This is a genomic window from Chitinophagales bacterium, assembly GCA_020635995.1.
GTDB lineage: Bacteria > Bacteroidota > Bacteroidia > Chitinophagales > UBA8649 > JAFMKE01.
This window is the reverse complement of sequence record JACJYS010000004.1, coordinates 55,404-74,723: the sequence shown is the minus strand read 5'-3', so window position 1 is coordinate 74,723 and position 19,320 is coordinate 55,404. Positions and strand designations below refer to the sequence as shown.

Annotated in this window: 19 protein-coding genes; 4 read left to right on the top strand and 15 right to left on the bottom strand. The window is 32.9% G+C overall.

Annotation, left to right across the window (positions count from 1 at the left end; genetic code table 11):
- Positions 1–11 precede the first annotated feature (11 nt).
- Positions 12–1,643 (top strand): thioredoxin family protein, encoded by a 1,632-nt coding sequence (locus H6578_07560; GenBank protein ID MCB9227004.1) that lies wholly within the window; start codon positions 12–14, stop codon positions 1,641–1,643.
- A gap of 511 nt (positions 1,644–2,154) precedes the next feature.
- On the opposite strand, the gene H6578_07555 is transcribed toward H6578_07560, so the two are convergent.
- From H6578_07555 to H6578_07530, 6 genes are all read right to left on the bottom strand, one after another.
- Positions 2,155–2,916, bottom strand: a complete 762-nt coding sequence (locus H6578_07555) for a site-specific DNA-methyltransferase (GenBank protein ID MCB9227003.1) — start codon at positions 2,914–2,916, stop codon at positions 2,155–2,157.
- 8 nt (positions 2,917–2,924) lie between these two features.
- The gene (locus H6578_07550) at positions 2,925–4,373 is read right to left on the bottom strand and encodes a restriction endonuclease (GenBank protein ID MCB9227002.1); all 1,449 of its coding nucleotides are present in this window, start codon (positions 4,371–4,373) and stop codon (positions 2,925–2,927) included.
- Between the two features lies 1 nt (position 4,374).
- Complete coding sequence (gene dcm, locus H6578_07545; GenBank protein MCB9227001.1) at positions 4,375–5,430, bottom strand: DNA (cytosine-5-)-methyltransferase; 1,056 nt, start codon at positions 5,428–5,430, stop codon at positions 4,375–4,377.
- Positions 5,431–5,432: 2 nt separating this feature from the next.
- Positions 5,433–5,762: a helix-turn-helix transcriptional regulator gene (locus H6578_07540; protein ID MCB9227000.1), complete on the bottom strand. Its 330-nt coding sequence runs from the start codon at positions 5,760–5,762 to the stop codon at positions 5,433–5,435.
- 254 nt (positions 5,763–6,016) lie between these two features.
- Complete coding sequence (locus tag H6578_07535; protein ID MCB9226999.1) at positions 6,017–6,970, bottom strand: virulence RhuM family protein; 954 nt, start codon at positions 6,968–6,970, stop codon at positions 6,017–6,019.
- A 74-nt stretch (positions 6,971–7,044) separates the two neighbouring features.
- A complete protein-coding gene (locus H6578_07530; protein MCB9226998.1) occupies positions 7,045–7,407 on the bottom strand; it encodes a helix-turn-helix transcriptional regulator in 363 nt (120 codons plus the stop codon).
- A 158-nt stretch (positions 7,408–7,565) separates the two neighbouring features.
- Here H6578_07530 and H6578_07525 point away from each other — a divergent pair, with 158 nt between their 5' ends.
- The 3 genes from H6578_07525 to H6578_07515 all read left to right on the top strand — a co-directional run bounded on the left by H6578_07525 (position 7,566) and on the right by H6578_07515 (position 10,636).
- Positions 7,566–7,979, top strand: a complete 414-nt coding sequence (locus tag H6578_07525; protein ID MCB9226997.1) for a DoxX family protein — start codon at positions 7,566–7,568, stop codon at positions 7,977–7,979.
- A gap of 4 nt (positions 7,980–7,983) precedes the next feature.
- Positions 7,984–8,886, top strand: coding sequence for a dioxygenase (locus H6578_07520; GenBank protein MCB9226996.1), 903 nt, complete (start codon positions 7,984–7,986; stop codon positions 8,884–8,886).
- Between the two features lie 118 nt (positions 8,887–9,004).
- Positions 9,005–10,636, top strand: a complete 1,632-nt coding sequence (locus H6578_07515) for an ATP-binding cassette domain-containing protein (GenBank protein MCB9226995.1) — start codon at positions 9,005–9,007, stop codon at positions 10,634–10,636.
- Between the two features lie 6 nt (positions 10,637–10,642).
- Here the strand turns inward: H6578_07515 and rfbC are convergent, their stop codons facing one another.
- The 9 genes from rfbC to H6578_07470 are packed head-to-tail and all read right to left on the bottom strand — an operon-like array spanning position 10,643 to position 19,256.
- Entirely contained in the window at positions 10,643–11,179 is a 537-nt protein-coding gene (gene rfbC / locus H6578_07510) for a dTDP-4-dehydrorhamnose 3,5-epimerase (protein ID MCB9226994.1), read from the bottom strand.
- Complete coding sequence (locus H6578_07505; GenBank protein MCB9226993.1) at positions 11,180–11,932, bottom strand: capsular biosynthesis protein; 753 nt, start codon at positions 11,930–11,932, stop codon at positions 11,180–11,182. It abuts the gene before it with no gap.
- A 6-nt stretch (positions 11,933–11,938) separates the two neighbouring features.
- Positions 11,939–12,925: an SDR family oxidoreductase gene (locus H6578_07500; GenBank protein MCB9226992.1), complete on the bottom strand. Its 987-nt coding sequence runs from the start codon at positions 12,923–12,925 to the stop codon at positions 11,939–11,941.
- Positions 12,925–13,971 (bottom strand): dTDP-glucose 4,6-dehydratase, encoded by a 1,047-nt coding sequence (gene rfbB, locus H6578_07495; protein MCB9226991.1) that lies wholly within the window; start codon positions 13,969–13,971, stop codon positions 12,925–12,927. The genes H6578_07500 and rfbB overlap by 1 nt, the downstream gene beginning before the upstream one ends.
- Positions 13,972–13,982: 11 nt before the next feature.
- On the bottom strand, positions 13,983–15,272 hold the full coding sequence (locus H6578_07490) for a nucleotide sugar dehydrogenase (protein MCB9226990.1): 1,290 nt from the start codon (positions 15,270–15,272) through the stop codon (positions 13,983–13,985).
- Positions 15,273–15,283: 11 nt separating this feature from the next.
- Positions 15,284–15,877 carry an N-acetyltransferase gene (locus tag H6578_07485; protein ID MCB9226989.1) on the bottom strand — a complete coding sequence of 198 codons (594 nt, stop codon included), beginning with the start codon at positions 15,875–15,877 and terminating at the stop codon, positions 15,284–15,286.
- Positions 15,855–16,841: an SDR family oxidoreductase gene (locus tag H6578_07480; protein ID MCB9226988.1), complete on the bottom strand. Its 987-nt coding sequence runs from the start codon at positions 16,839–16,841 to the stop codon at positions 15,855–15,857. Before H6578_07480 ends, H6578_07485 begins: the two co-directional genes overlap by 23 nt.
- The gene (locus tag H6578_07475) at positions 16,841–18,142 is read right to left on the bottom strand and encodes a UDP-glucose/GDP-mannose dehydrogenase family protein (GenBank protein ID MCB9226987.1); all 1,302 of its coding nucleotides are present in this window, start codon (positions 18,140–18,142) and stop codon (positions 16,841–16,843) included. The genes H6578_07480 and H6578_07475 overlap by 1 nt, the downstream gene beginning before the upstream one ends.
- The gene (locus H6578_07470; protein MCB9226986.1) at positions 18,132–19,256 is read right to left on the bottom strand and encodes a DegT/DnrJ/EryC1/StrS family aminotransferase; all 1,125 of its coding nucleotides are present in this window, start codon (positions 19,254–19,256) and stop codon (positions 18,132–18,134) included. Before H6578_07470 ends, H6578_07475 begins: the two co-directional genes overlap by 11 nt.
- Positions 19,257–19,320: the final 64 nt, after the last annotated feature.

Genomic DNA, 19,320 nt, shown 5'->3' with positions numbered 1-19,320 from the left:
CAAAAAACCTTATGAAATATATTTTCAGCCTTTTCCTTTTAAGCTTTGTTTTTTTATTTAAGCCTGCTTTTGCAGAAAATAAAATTAGCTATGAGTGTCAGCCTTTTTATGATAATGAAGGTAATTTTAGTGAAGAAAACTTTAAAGATGCCTTAGTACTTGACATAGATGCATCTAAACAAGTAAGTGAAAATAAAGAAGAAAAAAGTATTTGGCTGGTATTTTTACTGGGGTTAGGCGGAGGTTTAATAGCTCTACTAACACCTTGTGTATTTCCTATGATACCGCTTACCGTTAGTTTTTTCACTAAGCAAGACGGCAATAAAAAACAAGGTATATTTCAGGCTTTATTATATGGTTTCTTTATATTTTTTATTTACACATTAGTAAGTGCACCGTTTCATTTATTAAACTTAGCACCGGATGTACTAAGCCAAATAGCCACTAATGTGTGGTTAAACCTTGCATTCTTTATCATTTTTGTAGTGTTTGCCTTTTCATTTTTTGGCTTTTACGAAATAACTTTACCCAGTGGATTAGCCAATAAAGTAAGCAGTGCCGAAAGTGCCGGAGGAATAATAGGTGTATTTTTTATGGCTCTTACTTTAGTAATAGTTTCCTTTTCTTGTACAGGGCCTTTAGTAGGTTCGCTATTGGCAGGTACGCTAACGCAAGGTGCATGGCACTTAACGGCAGGAATGGCAGGTTTTGGTGTAGCCTTGGGGCTTCCTTTTGCACTTTTTGCTTTGTTCCCGGGCATGATGAAAAGTTTGCCTAAATCTGGTGGGTGGTTAAATACCGTAAAAGTTGTTTTAGGATTTTTAGAATTAGCTTTAGCACTTAAATTTTTATCCAACGCAGATTTAGTAGATCCCAGCTTAGTGATAGTGAAAAGAGAAATTTTCTTTGCTCTTTGGATTATCATAGCTTTATTATTGGCGGCTTATTTATTTGGGTTTTATTCATTTAAAAAAGGAGTAAAAGAAAAAATAGGAAAAGGAAGAATTGCATTAGGCAGTTTTATGGTTTTATTAGCTATTCTACTAACACCCAGCATGTTAGGCAAAGACATTCCTTTTGTAAGAAACGTTATTGCCGGATTTCCACCGCCTATGCACCACTCTATTTTTAAACATTCATCTACTACCAAAAATAATGTAACAGCAGAACATAAGCAACGTTTTAATTTTTCGGATGAGTGCCCGCATGATTTACCGTGTTTTCATGATTTTTTTGAAGCACAATGTTATGCTAAAGAAGTAAATAAACCACTTTTTGTTGATTTTACGGGTTATGCTTGTGTAAACTGTAGAAAAATGGAAGAAAATGTGTGGGTTGATAAAGAAATTTTATCAATGTTGGCAAATGATGTCGTTTTGGTTTCTCTTTATGTAGATGACAGAACAGAACTGCCAGAAGAGCAAAAACTGATAATTAAAAACGGGAACTATGAAAAGAATTTAAGAAACTCCGGCAACAAGTGGTCATACTTTCAAGCTATTAATTTTTCTTATGTTTCGCAGCCGCTATATGTAATGCTTAATCCTGACGGAACAGAAATTTTAATGAAACCCACAGGCTACACTCCCGATATTCAAGAATATAAAAATTTATTAAAAGAGGGAATAGGAAAACATCGGTAGAAGAAAAGTATTGCCTTACTTACCATTGTATAATACAAAATAGCTTAGACTATTTTGTGCTAAAAATTGGTGTTATTATAGATATTTCCTGCCTGCCGTAGGTAAACTTCGTTCGTTCCTCACTCGCAAAGACGTGCTTATATCGGTTCGTCTTTGCGAACGCAGTGAAGCAAAAAGTGAAAATCGGCAAGGATGCCGATATAAGTAACAAACTGTTTTACGAAATCCCCAATAGAACATTTTTTTTATCAACCATCCTAAAACAACCGGTTCCGTTCTCCGCCTGTGGCGGATTCATTGTTCGTCCTTCGGACGCAACGAAAACTTAGTTGTTGTCTGTAGGCTTTATTTTTTCGTTCGTATTTCAGCGATGGAAAAGACATACGTTGCCTGCAATTTTTGGTTTGTGCGTTGGCTGATGCGAAACGTAAACTCACGAACACAAAAAAAACATTTAAAAACCGTGAGTAATTGCAAATGTGTATGGCTTTTAGCGTTGGTATTTTTCACTCTATTTTATCATTGCTCGGTATTCCGCACGTTGCTCCTTAAATAATTTAAGTTGTTTAATATGTTCCTTATACAATTTATGAAGTCCGTTTTCAGATGTTTTCTGCTCGGGGAAAGTCAAAGCAAACGCTTCTGAATCATTTGTATGAATAGCACTTTCTGGAACAACCTCTTTGATTTTTTCCAAAGCTTTCAAATAATATGTGTCACTTATTTCACAAGCAGTCAAACTCAATCCCGCATTATAACAAGCAATCGCAATCGTTCCGCTACCCAAATGCGTGTCCAAAATTTTATCTCCTTCATCGGCATACATTTTTAAAAGCCATTCATAAAGGTCAACCGGCTTTTGTGTTGGATGAATTTTATTTCTGTTTTTTCTTACGCTGTATCTAAAAATCTTTGAAGGTTTATCTAATGATGACCAAGCCATTTCTGCCATTGAAAAGTTGTTTAATGTTTCAGGTTGATTTTTGTCCCAAATGATAAAGCCTTTATTGTATGGACTTCTTGCCCAAAGATGCCCAAAATAATTTCCACCCCAAATAATCTGATTTTTTGATACACGAAAAAGTTCATTAAAGTATTCGTCATCAGGCTTTATGTCCCATTGACGGTATTCGTCCATATTAAACTTATGGTCGCCACCTCTTTTAGTTTTGTTCAAAATTCCATAAGGTGGGTCAACGATTGCAAGGTCAAAATAATTATCAGGATACCTTGCCATTAAATTCATATTGTCTTCTCTTGTAATTGTAATCATAGCAAGTTTTAATTTTTAGTGGCGAACCTTGAAATGGTTAAATCAGAAATGTTTTTACTGATGTCTTTTCCAAGATTATTAACGATGATACTGTCAAAATCTTCATAGTCTATTTCTCTTACGTCATTGTCTATACAGTTGTACAAATACTCTGAAAATGTGTTTGCACGAATTATTACGATAGGACTCGTGCGAATATCTTGAAGCACGGCTGGAACGTATCTTGGTGTAACAACAATTGTATATGTACCGCCAATCTTTTCACGGTGTCCTTCTAATCTTCCTGCATTTACACCTGACAATTTATTTTTAGTTGATTTTGCATCAACAGCGAATTTTTTCTTTTTGGGTAGGTATAGACACTCTAAATCGGTGTTTCCTGCACCGCCAACTTTTTGAGCATCTACATTGTAGAACATATTGAACCCGTCTGTCAGAGCATCTTCAAAAAGGTAAGCTTCTGCACCATCGTTGTTGTCTGCATATTGTTCAATTAGTTTCGGGAGATTTAACAATTCAAATTTGAAATCGTCAATTTTCTCTCCAATGTCAATGAGAAGTGTTTTTGGATAGAAGCTGTAAATTTCTTTTATAACGTCTATTTTCAGACGTTCTGGGTCGTTTAGTAACAATGGTTTTTCTAAAAACGAATATTCGCTTTCTAACTGTTGAACTAAAGTTTTTAGATTGTCTGGAATGGAAACTTCGTTTCGTGTTATTTTTCTATAAGTGTTGGTATTTCCGTGTTGTAATTTGGTAATAACAACTCCGTCTTTTTTGTTCAAAACTTCAGCACTTGCAAACAAATTTGAAACGTAATAGTCCCATTCATAAGCAGAATTCACGTAAGCGTGTCTGTCTTCTTGAAATTTATTGGCAAGTTGTTCATCAGAAAGTTTTCTTAAATCCAACAGTTCACCTACCAAATCTTTGTAGGTTGATTTTGTGATTTCTTTTGTGAAAACGACCGAATAGGCTACTTCAAAAGCGTAAAGTTTATTTGAAAGTTTAGGCTCGGATAATAATTTGTAAATCAAACGAAATGGATAAAGTTTAAATTCCTTATCTGTACCGCTGTGAGGATGTGGATATTGAACAGCCCAAAGCATTGTGAGAAAAATTTTGGCTGTTTTTTCTTTGTCTTCAACGTGTTTCAAAAACAAATTTCCAAGTGGGCTAAACAAAAAGCGGTCTTCTCCGTCAACTTTGGCTTGGTAGCCAAACATATAATACGAAAGTTGGTTGATTTTGTGGTTTATGGCATCAAGCGGTAAATCGGGGTTTCGTTCACTGTATAAACCTAATTCTCTCAATTTTAGATTGAGATTAATTTTATCCTCTTTTGAAATACCTGTTTTTGTGTACGATTTTAAAAATTCAGCAACAGCACAAAGTTTCTCAAAATTCCTTGTGTGTCTATATAAAATCCATTTTTTACTGTCAATTCTTAAAGTCATACTACTTGTTGATTTGGGCTACAATGTTTTTAATCAATAAGGGTGGAATACACTCGCCAATACACTTTCTGATAAGTAGTTCAGGTGTGTTTTCTGGAATGTTCCAATTTTGAGGTAGAGAAGATAATAACATTAACTCCAATGGTGTTAAAACCCTTGCATCAGAATAAGTACCGTTTTCCAATTTTCTTCCTGGATGAACATTTAGTTGCGAACTGATTGCATCATTACGCATTGTAATTGTTGGTGCAGGCTCGTCCCATTTTATTCGTCTGTATGTTGTGTTATAGCTTTTTATTTTTTCTCCGTTTGATTTTACTGGGAAATATTTTTCATTTTCAAAAGCCGTTTTTCCTGTCGGGGTGTGTTTCATCCATTTAATGTGATTTTCCGAATGTTTTCGTGCAAAATGCCATTTCATTTTTGATTTTTGTCCTGCTTCAATGCTTGGTAAAAAGCCAATTTTTTCTTCTACCGTTATTTGTTTTTCGGCTTTTTTAGGTTGCCCCCATTTTTTGCTTTTTCGGTAAAGTTTTATGATTGCTCTTGTTCGTCTTTGTGCAACTCCAAATTCGGCTGCATCATATACATCTGCCTCAATATTGTATTCTTCTCCAAATTCAATATTTAATATTTCAATGACTTTTAATTGTTCATTTTCGTATGGTAGAAGTAATTTGAAAAATGTTGGAACGTTTTCAATCAAGACAAAATCAGGCGATTTTAACTTAATGAAGTCAATGATTTTAAAAACAAGATAATTCCTCTCATCTGTTAGCATTTGAGCAACATTTCTGTTTTTTCCTGCAACGCTCATTCCTTGACAAGGAGGTGAAGCTATTAAAAAATCTAACTTATCAGGTGTGTTTTTTACAAGTGTTTTAAAAACCATTTCATCTAAAATATTTCCTGCTATCATTTTAGATTTGGGGTACAATGCCTGATATAAGTCGGCTCTTTCCTGAATCAGTTCATTGGCGGCAACAATGTCTATTCCTACTTCTTCGAAGTAAGTTTCCGCAATACCTGCACTTGAAAATAACGATGCTCCTATCATAATTAAAACTTGATTCTACCTTGTTGTAATTTTTTAATTCTGAAATATTTTGCCTTTTCTTTTGCAAGCTCAATTAATTCTTTAGTGTCATTTTCTTTATTGTATATGATTTCAGCAATTTTTTCACTGTAATATTCTTTTTCAAGCTGATGAATGTCCAATTTGAAAACCTTGGAAAGTTTAGGCAATATTTCAATGGGAACATTGCGTTTAGAATTTTCAATCTTTGACAATGTTGATTGGTCAATGTCAAGTGCCGCTGCAAGTTTTGTTAGTGTTAAACCGTTGTCAGCTCTTAATCTGTGAATGTATTCTCCAAATGTTTCTTTCATTTTCTTGACAAATTTACCTTGACAATTTTGGCAAATTTACGAAAAGTTTTGGATTTCTGTTAGAGCGATGGCAAAAAACAGCTCTTTTGGTTTTTTGAGCGTTGGCTTTTGTGTTGGCAAAAACCAAATGTGCTGTTTGTGCGTTGGGCTTTTTTTGTATGCCGCATCTAACAATTATATAAACGAACATTTATGTCGTATATATTTCGTTTGTACGGAGTGCAAGATATGCTATTTATTTATTATTTTCAAATCTATCGCTTCCCAATAATATTTTCTCTGTGTTCTAAGCCCCATTCCAACATAACATCCATAACCCGTTGAAAGGTTTTGCCCGATTCTGTTAATTCATATTTAACAGTATTCTGCAAAACAGATCTATCGTTAAACTCAAGAATCCTATTTACATTTTCTTTCCAAAATTTAAGCGTAATATCTTTTCTTTCTTTAACTCTCAATTCGGCTGTTTCCAAAAATATAACCGTTAATCTATTTAGCGTATCTATCTCATCTTTATTCAGATAATTCTTAGCAATTACTATGTCTTGCTTTCTCACTTTGCTTCCTTTCCAATTGGTTAAACCCATATTGGGCATTTCTGCATCTGCTCTGGAAATTATAATTTCAGCAGCTGTTTTATGGGTAACCGCATACAATAATTTATTTTGTGTTTCGGCAAAAAACATTTGAGTCGCTTTATCTGTGCTATCATAATCGCTACTCAAAGCAAGTAAATCCTTTACTTTTTGATAAAATCGTTTTTCAGAAGCTCGTATTTCACGAATACGTTCCAAAAGTTCATCAAAATAGTCGGGTCTGCCATCGGGATTTTTAAGACGTTCATCATCTATCACGAAGCCTTTAATCATATACGACTTTAGGTTTCGGTTTGCCCAAATTCTAAATTGCGTTCCTCTTTTACTCCTAACTCTAAAACCAATAGCTAAAATCATATCTAAACTATAAAAAGTTACCTCATAGTTTTTGCCATCCGAAGCAGTTGTTAAGTAATTCTTAACAACTGAATTATTTTCTAACTCATTGTCATTCAATATATTAGATATGTGCATACTAATATTGGGCACAGAGGTGTCAAAAAGTTCGGCAAGCTGGTTTTGATTCATCCAAACATTACCATCTTTGGCAAAAAGAGCCACAGAAGCTTTACCATCACTTGTATTGTATATGATAATATTTTGTTCTCTCATTTATGCTCACGTTTTATATAATTCTGACTCTTGTACAGAGCACAAGATATATTATTTATTTCTCATTCTCAAATCTATCGCTTCCCAATAATATTTTCTCTGTGTTCTAAACCCCATTCCAGCATAACATCCATAACTCGCTGAAAGGTTTTGCCCGATTCGGTCAATTCATATTCAACAGTAACAGGAATAGTATTATATACCTTCCTTTCAAGCAAACCATTGGCTTCTAAATCTCTTAATTCTTTTGACAACATCCTTGGATTTATTTTGGGTATCTCTTTTTCTATCTCGCTATAACGCTTTTTACCAAAAAACAAAGATGCCAATATAGGCAGTTTCCACTTTCCCGTAAGAACATTTATAGTGTCATTTAATGCTAAAAGATAACTGGTAGGACATTCTTTAATACTTTTTAACTCGCTTGCTTTATTCATACTATGCTGTATTTACTATAACTATACAAAAGTATAGTACTATAAAAATGTATATTGCTTACTTTTGTATAGCAAAGATACTTATTTTTGCATTATCAAAAGATTTTTATATTGCTTCCAAAAATAATTTCACATACATTTATAAAGAACCAAAAACTATGACAACGCAACAACAAACTTCAAAAGCATTAAACATTTCTTTATGGATAGCACAAGGATTTTTAGCCCTTATGTTTCTAATGGCAGGTGCTATGAAATCAACACAAGCTATAGATCAATTAGCAGGCTCTTTACCTTGGGTGGCAGAAGTGCCATCTATATTGGTTAGATTTATTGGTATCAGCGAATTTCTTGGAGGAATAGGCTTGCTACTTCCGTCTATTTTACGCATACAGCCCAAACTTACTGTTTATGCAGCCATAGGTATTTTAGTGGTTATGATTCTTGCCTTTGTATTCCATATTGTAAAAGGAGAATTTTCTGTAATAGGCATTAATATATTTATAGGTCTTATTGCTACATTTATTATTTGGGGAAGAACAAAAAAAGTTCCTATTAATCCCAAATCTTAACAGGATGAACAGAAAAGAATTTCTTAAAAAATCTATTTTAGCCTTTGCCACCATGAGCACCTTAAACAGCTTAAAAGCATTTACAAATACGCTTCCTAAACAAGGGAAGCGTATGCCTGTATTATTTACCTCGCACGGCAATCCTATGGATATTCCGCTTTCAAAAGAAGAACGACCATTTTGGAACACTTTATTTGAGTTAGGTAAAGATTTACAAAAGAATTATGATGTAAAAGCAGCATTGGTGGTTTCTGCTCATTGGTGCACAAAAGGAACGTTTGTAAATATATCATCAGAACAAGAACAGATTTATGATTATTACGGTTTTCCCGAAAACTATTATGATGTATATTACCACGCCAAAGGTTCGCCCGAAACCGCACATGAGGTTAAAAAAATAATTCCATCTGTTAGTGAAACTACCGATTGGGGCTTGGATCACGGTGCGTGGCCTATGCTAATGCACTTGTTTCCAAAAGCAGATGTCCCTGTTTTTCAGTTGAGTATTGATTATTATGCAAAACCCCAATATCACTATGAATTAGGCAAACAATTAAAATCCTTGCGAGAAAAAGGTGTGTTGATTATAGGAAGTGGCTCGCTTATTCATAATCTGCAACTTGCCGGGCAAAAAATGAGAAAAAATGACATGACACCTTATGGTTGGGAAGCGGAATATGATGCTTGGATAAAAAAACAAATTGATGAAAGAAATTTTGATAACATCATAAATTACGAAAAAAGCCACAAATTAGGTAAACTTGCCGCTCCTACTCCCGACCATTTTGTGCCTATTTTATACAGTTTGGGAATGACAGACAGCAAAGACGATATCCGCTATTTTTATGAAAAAGAGCCCACCATTCCGGCATTTAGCGAAAGGAGTTTTATTATTAAACCAATTTAAGATTGCGAATACTTCTAACCTAAATTCTATTTATCTTTCCATCAAAACAATATTTTATTTCTATCAAATAAAACTTTACCTTTGCACTCTCAATTTTAATCCTTAAAATTTAATTAAAATGCTATCAGCTAATAATATTTCCTTACAGTTTGGGAAACGTGTTCTTTTTGATGAAGTGAATATTCAATTTACTAAAGGCAACTGCTACGGTGTAATAGGTGCTAATGGTGCCGGAAAATCTACATTTTTAAAAATACTAACAGGCGAACAAGAACCTACTGGTGGTAAAATTGAGTTAGAACCGGGAGATAGATTATCGGTTTTAAAACAAGACCATTTTGCTTATGATGAGTATTCTGCATTGCAAACCGTTATAATGGGACATACCGTACTTTATAACATTATGCAAGAAAAAGATGCTTTGTATGCCAAACCAGATTTTACGGAAGAAGATGGAATAAAAGCAGGAGAATTAGAAGCCGATTTTGCTGATTTAAACGGCTGGAATGCGGAGAGTGATGCCTCCGAATTATTGAGCAATTTAGGAATAGATAAAGACAAGCAAGAAAAATTAATGTCGGATTTAACAGCTAATGAAAAAATTAGAGTTTTATTAGCTCAAGCTATCTTTGGCGATCCAGACGTGCTGGTATTAGATGAGCCTACAAATGACCTTGACGCTCACACTATTTCTTGGTTAGAAGATTTTTTAGCAGGTTATGAAAACACCGTAATTGTGGTTTCGCACGATAGACACTTTTTAGATGCTGTATGTACGCACGTAGTAGATATTGACTTTGGAAAAATTAAATTATTTACCGGAAACTACTCTTTTTGGTATGAAAGTAGCCAATTATTATTATCTCAAAGAGCTTCTAAAAACAAAAAAGCCGAAGAAAAAATTAGAGAACTTAAAGAGTTTATTGCCCGATTTAGTGCCAATGCTGCCAAAAGTAAGCAAGCAACTTCCCGAAAAAAAGCTTTGGATAAAATAAATATAGAAGATATGCAACCTTCTAACAGAAAATATCCGGCTATTATTTTTACGCAAGAAAGAGAAGTGGGCAATCAAATATTAACCATAAATGATTTAAGCTACGAAAAAGACGGAGAAGTGTTGTTTGCCGGTTTAAATTTATCTTTAACTAAAGGCGATAAAGTAGGTATTATATCTAAAGACAGTAGAGCTACAGATGCTTTTTACGCTATTCTTAATGGCGATATAAAACCTACAAGTGGCAGTTTTGAGTGGGGCGTTACGGTTAAACATTCTTACTTACCAAATGAAAATTCCGAGTTTTTTGAAGGTAGCAATTTGAATTTGATAGATTGGCTTCGCCAGTACAGTACTAATAAAGAAGAAGCTTATGTAAGAGGTTTTTTAGGCAAAATGTTATTTACGGGAGAAGAGAGTTTTAAGAAAGTAAGTGTACTATCGGGGGGAGAAAAAGTGCGTTGTATGGTTTCAAGATGTATGTTGCAAGAAGGCAATGTGGTAATGCTAAACGAACCAACTTCTCATTTAGATTTAGAGGCAATAACGGCTTTTAACAATGGCGTAAAAGATTTCAGTGGTATTATACTTTTAACCACCCAAGACCATAGTTTTATGCATACTTCGGTTAATCGTATTTTTGAATTTGGTCCTAACGGCTGTATAGATAAACAATTTACAACCTACGATGATTATTTAGAAGATGAAAAAGTACAGGAAAGAAGAAATGACTTGTACAATTCTGTAACGGCATAATTTTTTTTACGCTTTCAAGCAAGGTAACATTTTATCTTTATCAGAAAGTTTAAAATCTTTTTCATCTAATGCCCAAGCTATATTTAGTTTAGGACAATTATAAATTATTCCACCTTCACTTTCTTTGTTGTAATAGTTATCGCATTTATAACTAAAAACAGCCGTTTCGCTAAGTACCAAAAAACCATGGGCAAAGCCTCTGGGCACAAAAAACTGAGTTTTATTTTCAGCACTTAATATTATAGAATAATACTGCCCATAAGTTGGCGAATTGGGTCTTAAATCTACGGCTATATCTTGCACTGCTCCTTCTAAAACTGAAACTAATTTTGCTTGTGCGTGTTCCCCTTCTTGCCAGTGCATTCCTCTTAGCACTCCATATTCAGATTTAGATTGGTTATCTTGCACAAAATCAATATTTAAACCTGTGCCTTTTTTAAAAGTTCTTTTATTAAAACTTTCAAAAAAATAACCTCTGCTATCTTCAAAAACTGTAGGCTCTATAATCCACAAATCTTTTATGGGTGTTTCAATAAACTTCATCTATAGTAATGTTTTATTCAATAATTTACCTTGCTGAATTAGTTTAAATAAATATTCGCTTTTAAATAACTGCTCCATAAAAGGAAGCTGTGCTCTATTGTGAATATCTGTACCAACAAAGTCTATAAGTTGTGCATCTATTAGTTTTTCTGCTACTTTTTTAGCTCCTTCACCATATATTTCTAATAAAGAAAATAAATTTAGCTGAAATAAAACGCCTTTGCTTTTTATTTCTTTGTAAGTTTTCAAATCTTTATCCATTAAATAATTATATCTCTCCGGATGAGCTAAAATAGGTTTATATCCTTCCAACTGCAGTTCAAAAACTATAGTATCAAATAAAGCTGATTTTTGTACAAATGACTGCTCAAAAAGTATATATTTATTGAAAATAGGAAGTAATTCTTTACTTTTAATTAACTTCATAAAATGCTCATCTCCAAAGTATTCTGAAGATGAACTAATATCAAATACATTATTTTGATTGAGATATTTATTAAGTTCTAAAGTACCTGTTTCTATTATTTCCTTAGTGTTATCGTAGCCGCCTTTCATGGTGTGTGGCGTAGTTATTATTTTTTGAAAACCTAAGTTTGTAAAATGCTCTATTATCTCTAAAGATTCTTCTTTGCTTTTAGAACCATCATCAATATTAGGTATTAAATGAGAATGAATATCTACTGCTATATCTTTAAATGAGCTAAAGTATATGCTTTCTTTCTTTGAAAATATATTTTTAAAAATACCTAACAAATTACTTTACTTTAAATAAGATTTTATAGTTACAGGCAAACCATCATTAAAACTAAACAAAGGATTATACCCTAACAATTCTTTTGCTTTACTAATATCTGCCAATGAATTTCTTACATCTCCTACTCTACTATCTCTGTGTATGGCTTTTTGGCTACTGCCCAATTGTTCTCTTATTGAATTATATAGATGATTTACAGAGTAATTTTCGCCATAAGCTATATTATACACTTGGTTTATAGCTTTTTCATTGTCGGTAAGCATGGCTCTAATGTTTGCTTGCACAGCATTTTCTACAAAAGTAAAATCTCTGGTTTGCTCTCCGTCTCCATCTATAAAAACATCTTGACCTCTGTTTAATTTATCAATAAAAATAGGAATAACCGCTGCATAAGGTCCATTAGGGTCTTGATTGGGACCAAAAACATTAAAATATCTCAAACCTATTATTTTCATTCCATAAGTAGTGCCAAAAACTTTAGCATAAAGCTCATTTGTATATTTTGAAACAGCATAAGGCGATAAAGGACTACCTATTTTATCTTCTTTTTTGGGCAATGTTTTTTCATCGCCATATACGGATGATGATGAAGCATAAACCACTTGTTTTATATTGTGTTCTTTGGCTGCCAACATCATATTTAAAAAGCCGGCTACATTAATTTCGTTTGTTCTGTGCGGGTTTTTTATAGACCGTGGCACTGAACCCAATGCCGCTTGGTGAGAAAGATAATCAACATCTTTAGCGGCATGAATACATGTGGCTGTATCACAAATATTTCCTTCTATAAATTCAAAATTTGGGTGATTTTCCCATTGTTGAATATTGCTATAATTTCCCGTTATTAAATTATCTAAAATACGCACTTTTTTAGCACCATTGTGCATTAAATAAGCAACTATGTGAGAACCAATAAATCCTGCTCCTCCCGTTACTAAAAAAGATTTGTCTTCTATTGGTTTTGTATGATATTTATTTTTGTACAAAGGCATTAATGAGAATATTGTTTTTCGTAATAGTTTTTATAATTTCCGGAAGTAACGTTTTTTAGCCACTCTTCATTGTTTAAATACCAATCAACTGTTTTTTCTAAACCTTCTTCAAATGTTACGGAAGGTCTAAAACCCAGTTCTTTTTCTATTTTGGTAGCATCTATTGCATAACGCAAATCGTGTCCCGGTCTATCTTTTACAAATGTTATTAATTTTTCATTAGTACCTTCTGCTCTCCCCAATTTTTTATCCATTAATCGGCAAAGTGTTTTTACTAAATTTATGTTTTGCCATTCGTTAAAACCGCCTATATTATATGTTTCCCCTAATTTTCCTTTATGAAAAACCATATCAATAGCTCTGGCATGGTCTGTTACCCAAAGCCAATCTCTTGTATATTTTCCATCTCCATAAATAGGCAAACTCTTATTGTTTTTAATGTTATTGATACAAAGTGGAATTAATTTTTCGGGAAATTGATGCGAACCATAATTGTTGCTACAATTTGAAATAACCACAGGCAACCCATAGGTGTCATAATAAGCTCTTACAAAGTGGTCTGAGCTTGCTTTAGAAGCAGAATAAGGACTGTGTGGGTCATAAGGTGTATCTTCTGTAAACAAACCCGTTGTTCCTAATGCTCCATATACTTCATCGGTGCTGATGTGGTAAAATTTCTTATTGTCAAAATTTCCCCAAGTAGTTTTTGCTGCATTTAATAAATTTACTGTACCTATTACATTCGTCATTACAAACTCTAATGGATTGCTGATAGACCTATCTACATGGCTTTCTGCTGCTAAATGTAAAACTCCGTCAAATTGATTTTCTTCAAATAAGTTATGGATAAAAGTAGCATCTGTTATATCTCCTTTAACAAAATGATAATTAGGATTTTGCTCAATATCCTTTAAATTTTCTAAATTGCCGGCATAAGTAAGCTTATCTAAATTATAAATTTCATATTCTGAATATTTATCTAAAAATAAACGCACTACATGCGAACCTATAAACCCTGCTCCTCCGGTAATTAATAATTTCTTCATAAATTAATTTTTTATAAAGACCAATAGTCTATGTCTTTAAATTTATCTCTATAAATACCTTTAATATCTACAACTATTGGATTTTCAGTGGATATACTTTTAAAGTACTCTTCATCTAAATCCATATATTTTTTGTGATTTACCGCAACTATAACCGCATCATAATTTTTTCCCGGTTCATCTAATAAATCAATACCATATTCTTCTTTCATTTCATGTTTTTCAGCGTGTGCATCTATAACATCTACATTTACAGAAAAAGATTTAAGCTCTTCAATTACATCTATTACTTTAGAGTTTCTTATATCGGCTACATCTTCTTTAAAAGTTGAACCCATTACTAAAACTTTAGTTTTAATAAGTTGTTTTTCTTGTTTTATCATTTTTTGAACCAACTTTTGAGCCACATAAGCTCCCATGCTGTCATTTATTCTTCTGCCAGAAAGTATAACTTCTGGTTTATAACCTAATCCTATAGCTTTGTAAGTCAAATAATAAGGATCTACACCTATACAATGCCCACCCACTAAGCCGGGAAAAAACTTTAAGAAATTCCATTTAGTACCTGCAGCTTGTAAAACATCAAAAGTGTTAATACCCATCTTATCAAATATTTTTGATAATTCATTCATCAATGCAATATTCACATCTCTTTGTGTATTTTCAATGATTTTTGCTGCTTCAGCTACTTTAATATTAGCCGCTCTAAAAGTTCCTGCTTCTACTACTATTTCATATACTTTAGCTATATTATCTAATGATTCTGCATCGCAACCGGAAACTACTTTTGTGATTTTAGTAATAGTATGTTCTTTATCTCCCGGATTTATTCTTTCCGGAGAATATCCTACCTTAAAATCTTCAACAAATTTTAGTCCTGATTTACTTTCTAATATGGGAATACAATCTTCTTCCGTACAGCCAGGATAAACTGTTGATTCATAAACAACATAATCTCCTTTTTTTAATGCTTTACCTACGGTTTTAGATGCACTAAGCACCGGTTTTAAATCTGGCACTTTGTGTATGTCAACAGGTGTAGGCACTGCAACAATGAAAAAATTAGCTTCTTTTAAGTCATCTTCATTTGCGGTAAATTTAATATCTACACCCTCAAAAGCTTCTTTTTCAAGCTCTTGACTGGGGTCAATACCATTTTGCATCATTTTAACACGCTCTTTATTAATGTCAAAACCAATAACAGGTACTTTTTTAGCAAATTCAAGAGCAATAGGCAAACCTACATACCCCAATCCTATTACCGCTATCTTTTTTTCTTTATTTATAATTTTATTGTACATATACTTTTGTATTAGAGTTTTATTACTTTATTTGAATTTATTAGTTTATATTTTTCTTTACTTTCCGGACAAATAGCTTCATTATTCTCATCAAAAATTAATCGGTGTCCGTATTCGCTCATCCATCCTATTTGTTTTGCCGGGTTTCCTACCCACAAAGAATAAGCCGGTATTTCTTTAGTTATAACAGCCCCGGCACCGATAAAAGCAAATTCTCCAATATTATTGCCACAAACAATAGTAGCATTAGCACCAATACTTGCACCTTTTCCTACAATTGTTTTCATATACTCATTTCGTCTATTTACGGCACTTCTGGGGTTTATAACATTTGTAAAAACCATAGATGGTCCCAAAAAAACATCATCTTCACAAATTACGCCAGTATATATTGAAACATTGTTTTGCACTTTCACATTATTGCCCAAAACTACATTTGGCGAAACGACTACGTTTTGCCCTAAATTACAGTTTTCTCCCATTTTAGAATTAGACATAACATGGGTAAAGTGCCATATTTTTGTGCCTGCTCCTATTTCGCAACCTTCGTCTATTACGGCTGTTTCGTGAGCAAAATAATCTTTATTTAATGATGTATTTTTCAAAATTATTATGTTCTTTTTTAGTTAATTCTTCACGAGAAAGACTTTTGAAATACTCATAGGTTTTCTTTAATCCTTCTTTCCTTGACACTTTTGGTTGCCAGCCTAATATTTCTTTTGCTCTTGAAATATCTGGTTGTCTTTGTTTGGGGTCGTCTTTAGGTAAATCTTTAAAAATTATTTTTTGATTAGTACCCGTCAATGCAATTATTTCTTCTGCAAATTCTCTTATACTTATTTCATCAGGGTTTCCAATATTTACAGGATATTGATAATTACTCATCAACAATTTATATATTCCATCTACCAAATCATCTATATAACAAAAAGAACGAGTTTGACTACCATCTCCAAAAACAGTAATATCTTCTCCTCTTAATGCTTGCCCTATAAATGCAGGTAATGCTCTACCGTCATTTAATCTCATTCTTGAGCCATAAGTGTTAAATATACGTACTATTCTTGTTTCTACATTATGAAAAGTATGATATGCCATAGTTAATGCCTCTTGAAAGCGTTTGGCTTCATCATACACGCCTCTTGGCCCTATGGGGTTTACATTTCCCCAATAATCCTCATTTTGTGGGTGCACTAAAGGATCTCCATAAATTTCGGACGTAGAAGCCACTAAAATTCTTGCATTTTTAGCTTTAGCTAAACCTAAACAGTTATGCGTTCCTAAGGAACTAACTTTTAAAGTTTGTATAGGAATTTTTAAATAATCTATAGGACTTGCTGGCGAAGCAAAATGTAAAATATAATCTAAATTGCCCGGAATATGAATAAACTTAGTTACATCATGATGATAAAATTCAAAGTTTTTTAGCTTAAATAGATGCTCTATATTTTTCGGATTTCCTGTAATAAAATTATCCATTCCTATTACTTGAAAATCTTCATTAATAAACTTATCACACAAATGTGAACCCAAAAATCCTGCTGCACCTGTTATTAAAACTCTTTTCATTATGGTCTTCCTATGCTAAAATAAGTAAATCCTTCCTCTTCTATATTTTTAGAATCGTACAAATTTCTACCGTCAAAAATAACTTTATCTTTTATGTTTGTTCTTAATTTATCAAAATTTGGCGTTCTAAATACTGTCCATTCTGTAGCTATAACCAAAAAATCGGTGTTTTCAATAGCTTCATACATATTTTTAGTGTAAGTTATTTTATCGCCAAAAACTCTTTTTACATTTTCCATAGCTTCCGGGTCATAAACTTGTACTGATGCTCCTTCTGCTAAAAAATTGCTTATTAATTTTAATGCCGGAGCTTCTCTGATATCATCGGTATTAGGTTTAAAAGATAAACCCCACAATGCTACTTTCTTATTTTTTAAATTTCCTTTGTAATAGTCTTTTATCTTACTGAAAAACAACTCTTTTTGCTGAGTATTAACATCCATTACAGCATTTAAAATTTTAAAATCATATTTTAAATCTTTTGCTGTTTTAGCTAAAGCTTGCACATCTTTAGGAAAACAACTACCGCCATATCCTATGCCTGCAAAAAGAAAACGCTTCCCTATTCTATCATCACCTCCCATGCCTTTACGAACCATATCTACATTTGCTCCTGTTAATTCACAAAGGTTAGCTATCTCATTCATAAATGAAATTTTTGTAGCCAAAAATGAATTTGCAGCATATTTAGTCAGTTCCGCAGAACGTTCATCCATAAAAATAATAGGATTACCAGACATTACATAAGGCTTGTATAAGCGTTCCATTATAGCTTTAGCTTTTTCTGAAGAAACTCCTATCACTACTCTATCCGGCTTCATAAAATCATCTACGGCAACTCCCTCTCTCAAAAATTCAGGATTGGATACCACATCAAATTCTACTTTTGCATTTTTGGCTATTCTTGCTCTTACTAAATCTGCCGTTCCTACAGGTACGGTACTTTTATCAACTATTATTTTATAACTGTCAATTATTTTGCCTAAGGTATCTGCCATTCCAAGCACATAAGATAAATCTGCTTCACCATTTCCTCCCGGAGGTGTAGGCAAAGCTAAAAATATAATATCACTGTTAGATACCGCATATTCTAAGTCTGTGGTAAAAGAAATTCTGTTTTGGTCAACATTTCTTTCCAATAAAATATCTAAACCCGGTTCGTAAATAATACACTCTTTATTGTTTAGTCTATTTACTTTATTTTCGTCTATATCTACACAAATTACATCATTTCCTGTCTCAGCAAAGCATACGCCTGAAACTAATCCGACATATCCCGTGCCTATTACACTAATTTTCATTTATAAATTCTTTTATTTTACTAACTATATAATCTTGTTGTTCTTTTTGTAATTCTGTATGGATTGGCAAAGCTATTACTTCTTTACACAAACTTTCTGTAACAGGATATTCGCTGTCTAAATCTAAATATGCCTTTTGTTTATTTAAAGGAACAGGATAATAAATATTGCAAGGCACATTATTTTCTAATAAATAAGATTTTAATTTATCTCTATCTATTCCTTTGGTTTTCAACACATATTGATGAAAAACATGAGTTGAATTTACTGCTTCAAAAGGTGCTTGTATAGCATCAACATTTTCTAACAATTCATTGTAATATTGAGCTGCATTATAACGGTTTACACTATAATTATTTAACTGTCTTAATTTTATACGCAAAACAGCCGCTTGAATACTGTCCAATCTTGAGTTTACACCCACTAAATCATGATAATAGGTTCTTGACTGCCCATGATTAGCTATCATTTTTAATTTTAAAGCCAATTCGTCATTATTAGTAAACAATGCACCGCCATCACCCATGCAGCCTAAATTTTTAGACGGGAAAAAAGATGTAGTTCCTATATCTCCAATAGTTCCAGCCATTTTAGCTGTGCCATTGCTAAAAAAATACTTGGCACTCAACGATTGTGCGGTATCTTCTACAACATATAAATTGTGTTTTTTAGCTAATTCTAAAATTGGTTCCATATCGGCACACTGACCAAACAAATGAACAGGAACTATAGCTTTTGTTTTTGGCGTTATAGCATTTTTAAGTGCCTGTATATCAATATTAAATGTTTTAGGGTCAACATCTACTAATACCGGTTTCAACTTTAACAAAGCAATTATTTCAGCAGTTGCCACATAAGTGAAATTGGCAGTAATTACTTCATCTCCGGATTTTAAGCCTAAAGCCATCATGGCTAATTGCAGAGCATCGGTACCGTTAGCACAAGCTATTACATGCTTAACACCTAAATATTCGGCAAGTTCTTGCTCAAATAACGAAACCTCCTCTCCTTTTATGTAAGCAGTACTTTCTACTACTTCTAAAATCTTATTATTTAATTCGGGTTGCAACTTATCGTGTTGCGTTTTTAAATCAACCATTTGTATAGGTTTCATACACTCTATTTGCCTGCAAAGATATAATTTATACCTGTTCTACACTATTATTATTTCATTAATT

Bases quoted from the DNA above. Each gene is read 5' to 3' on its own strand.
- H6578_07520 (MCB9226996.1), top strand. From the start codon at position 7,984: ATGAACAGAAAAGAATTTCTTAAAAAATCTATTTTAGCCTTTGCCACC.
- H6578_07475 (MCB9226987.1), bottom strand. From the start codon at position 18,142: ATGAAAATTAGTGTAATAGGCACGGGATATGTCGGATTAGTTTCAGGC.
- H6578_07560 (MCB9227004.1), top strand. From the start codon at position 12: ATGAAATATATTTTCAGCCTTTTCCTTTTAAGCTTTGTTTTTTTATTT.
- rfbC (MCB9226994.1), bottom strand. From the start codon at position 11,179: ATGAAGTTTATTGAAACACCCATAAAAGATTTGTGGATTATAGAGCCT.
- H6578_07480 (MCB9226988.1), bottom strand. From the start codon at position 16,841: ATGAAAAGAGTTTTAATAACAGGTGCAGCAGGATTTTTGGGTTCACAT.
- H6578_07530 (MCB9226998.1), bottom strand. From the start codon at position 7,407: ATGAATAAAGCAAGCGAGTTAAAAAGTATTAAAGAATGTCCTACCAGT.
- H6578_07550 (MCB9227002.1), bottom strand. From the start codon at position 4,373: ATGACTTTAAGAATTGACAGTAAAAAATGGATTTTATATAGACACACA.
- H6578_07470 (MCB9226986.1), bottom strand. From the start codon at position 19,256: ATGAAACCTATACAAATGGTTGATTTAAAAACGCAACACGATAAGTTG.
- H6578_07525 (MCB9226997.1), top strand. From the start codon at position 7,566: ATGACAACGCAACAACAAACTTCAAAAGCATTAAACATTTCTTTATGG.
- H6578_07515 (MCB9226995.1), top strand. From the start codon at position 9,005: ATGCTATCAGCTAATAATATTTCCTTACAGTTTGGGAAACGTGTTCTT.
- dcm (MCB9227001.1), bottom strand. From the start codon at position 5,430: ATGATAGGAGCATCGTTATTTTCAAGTGCAGGTATTGCGGAAACTTAC.
- H6578_07555 (MCB9227003.1), bottom strand. From the start codon at position 2,916: ATGATTACAATTACAAGAGAAGACAATATGAATTTAATGGCAAGGTAT.
- H6578_07500 (MCB9226992.1), bottom strand. From the start codon at position 12,925: ATGCCTTTGTACAAAAATAAATATCATACAAAACCAATAGAAGACAAA.
- H6578_07490 (MCB9226990.1), bottom strand. From the start codon at position 15,272: ATGTACAATAAAATTATAAATAAAGAAAAAAAGATAGCGGTAATAGGA.
- rfbB (MCB9226991.1), bottom strand. From the start codon at position 13,971: ATGAAGAAATTATTAATTACCGGAGGAGCAGGGTTTATAGGTTCGCAT.
- H6578_07535 (MCB9226999.1), bottom strand. From the start codon at position 6,970: ATGAGAGAACAAAATATTATCATATACAATACAAGTGATGGTAAAGCT.
- H6578_07540 (MCB9227000.1), bottom strand. From the start codon at position 5,762: ATGAAAGAAACATTTGGAGAATACATTCACAGATTAAGAGCTGACAAC.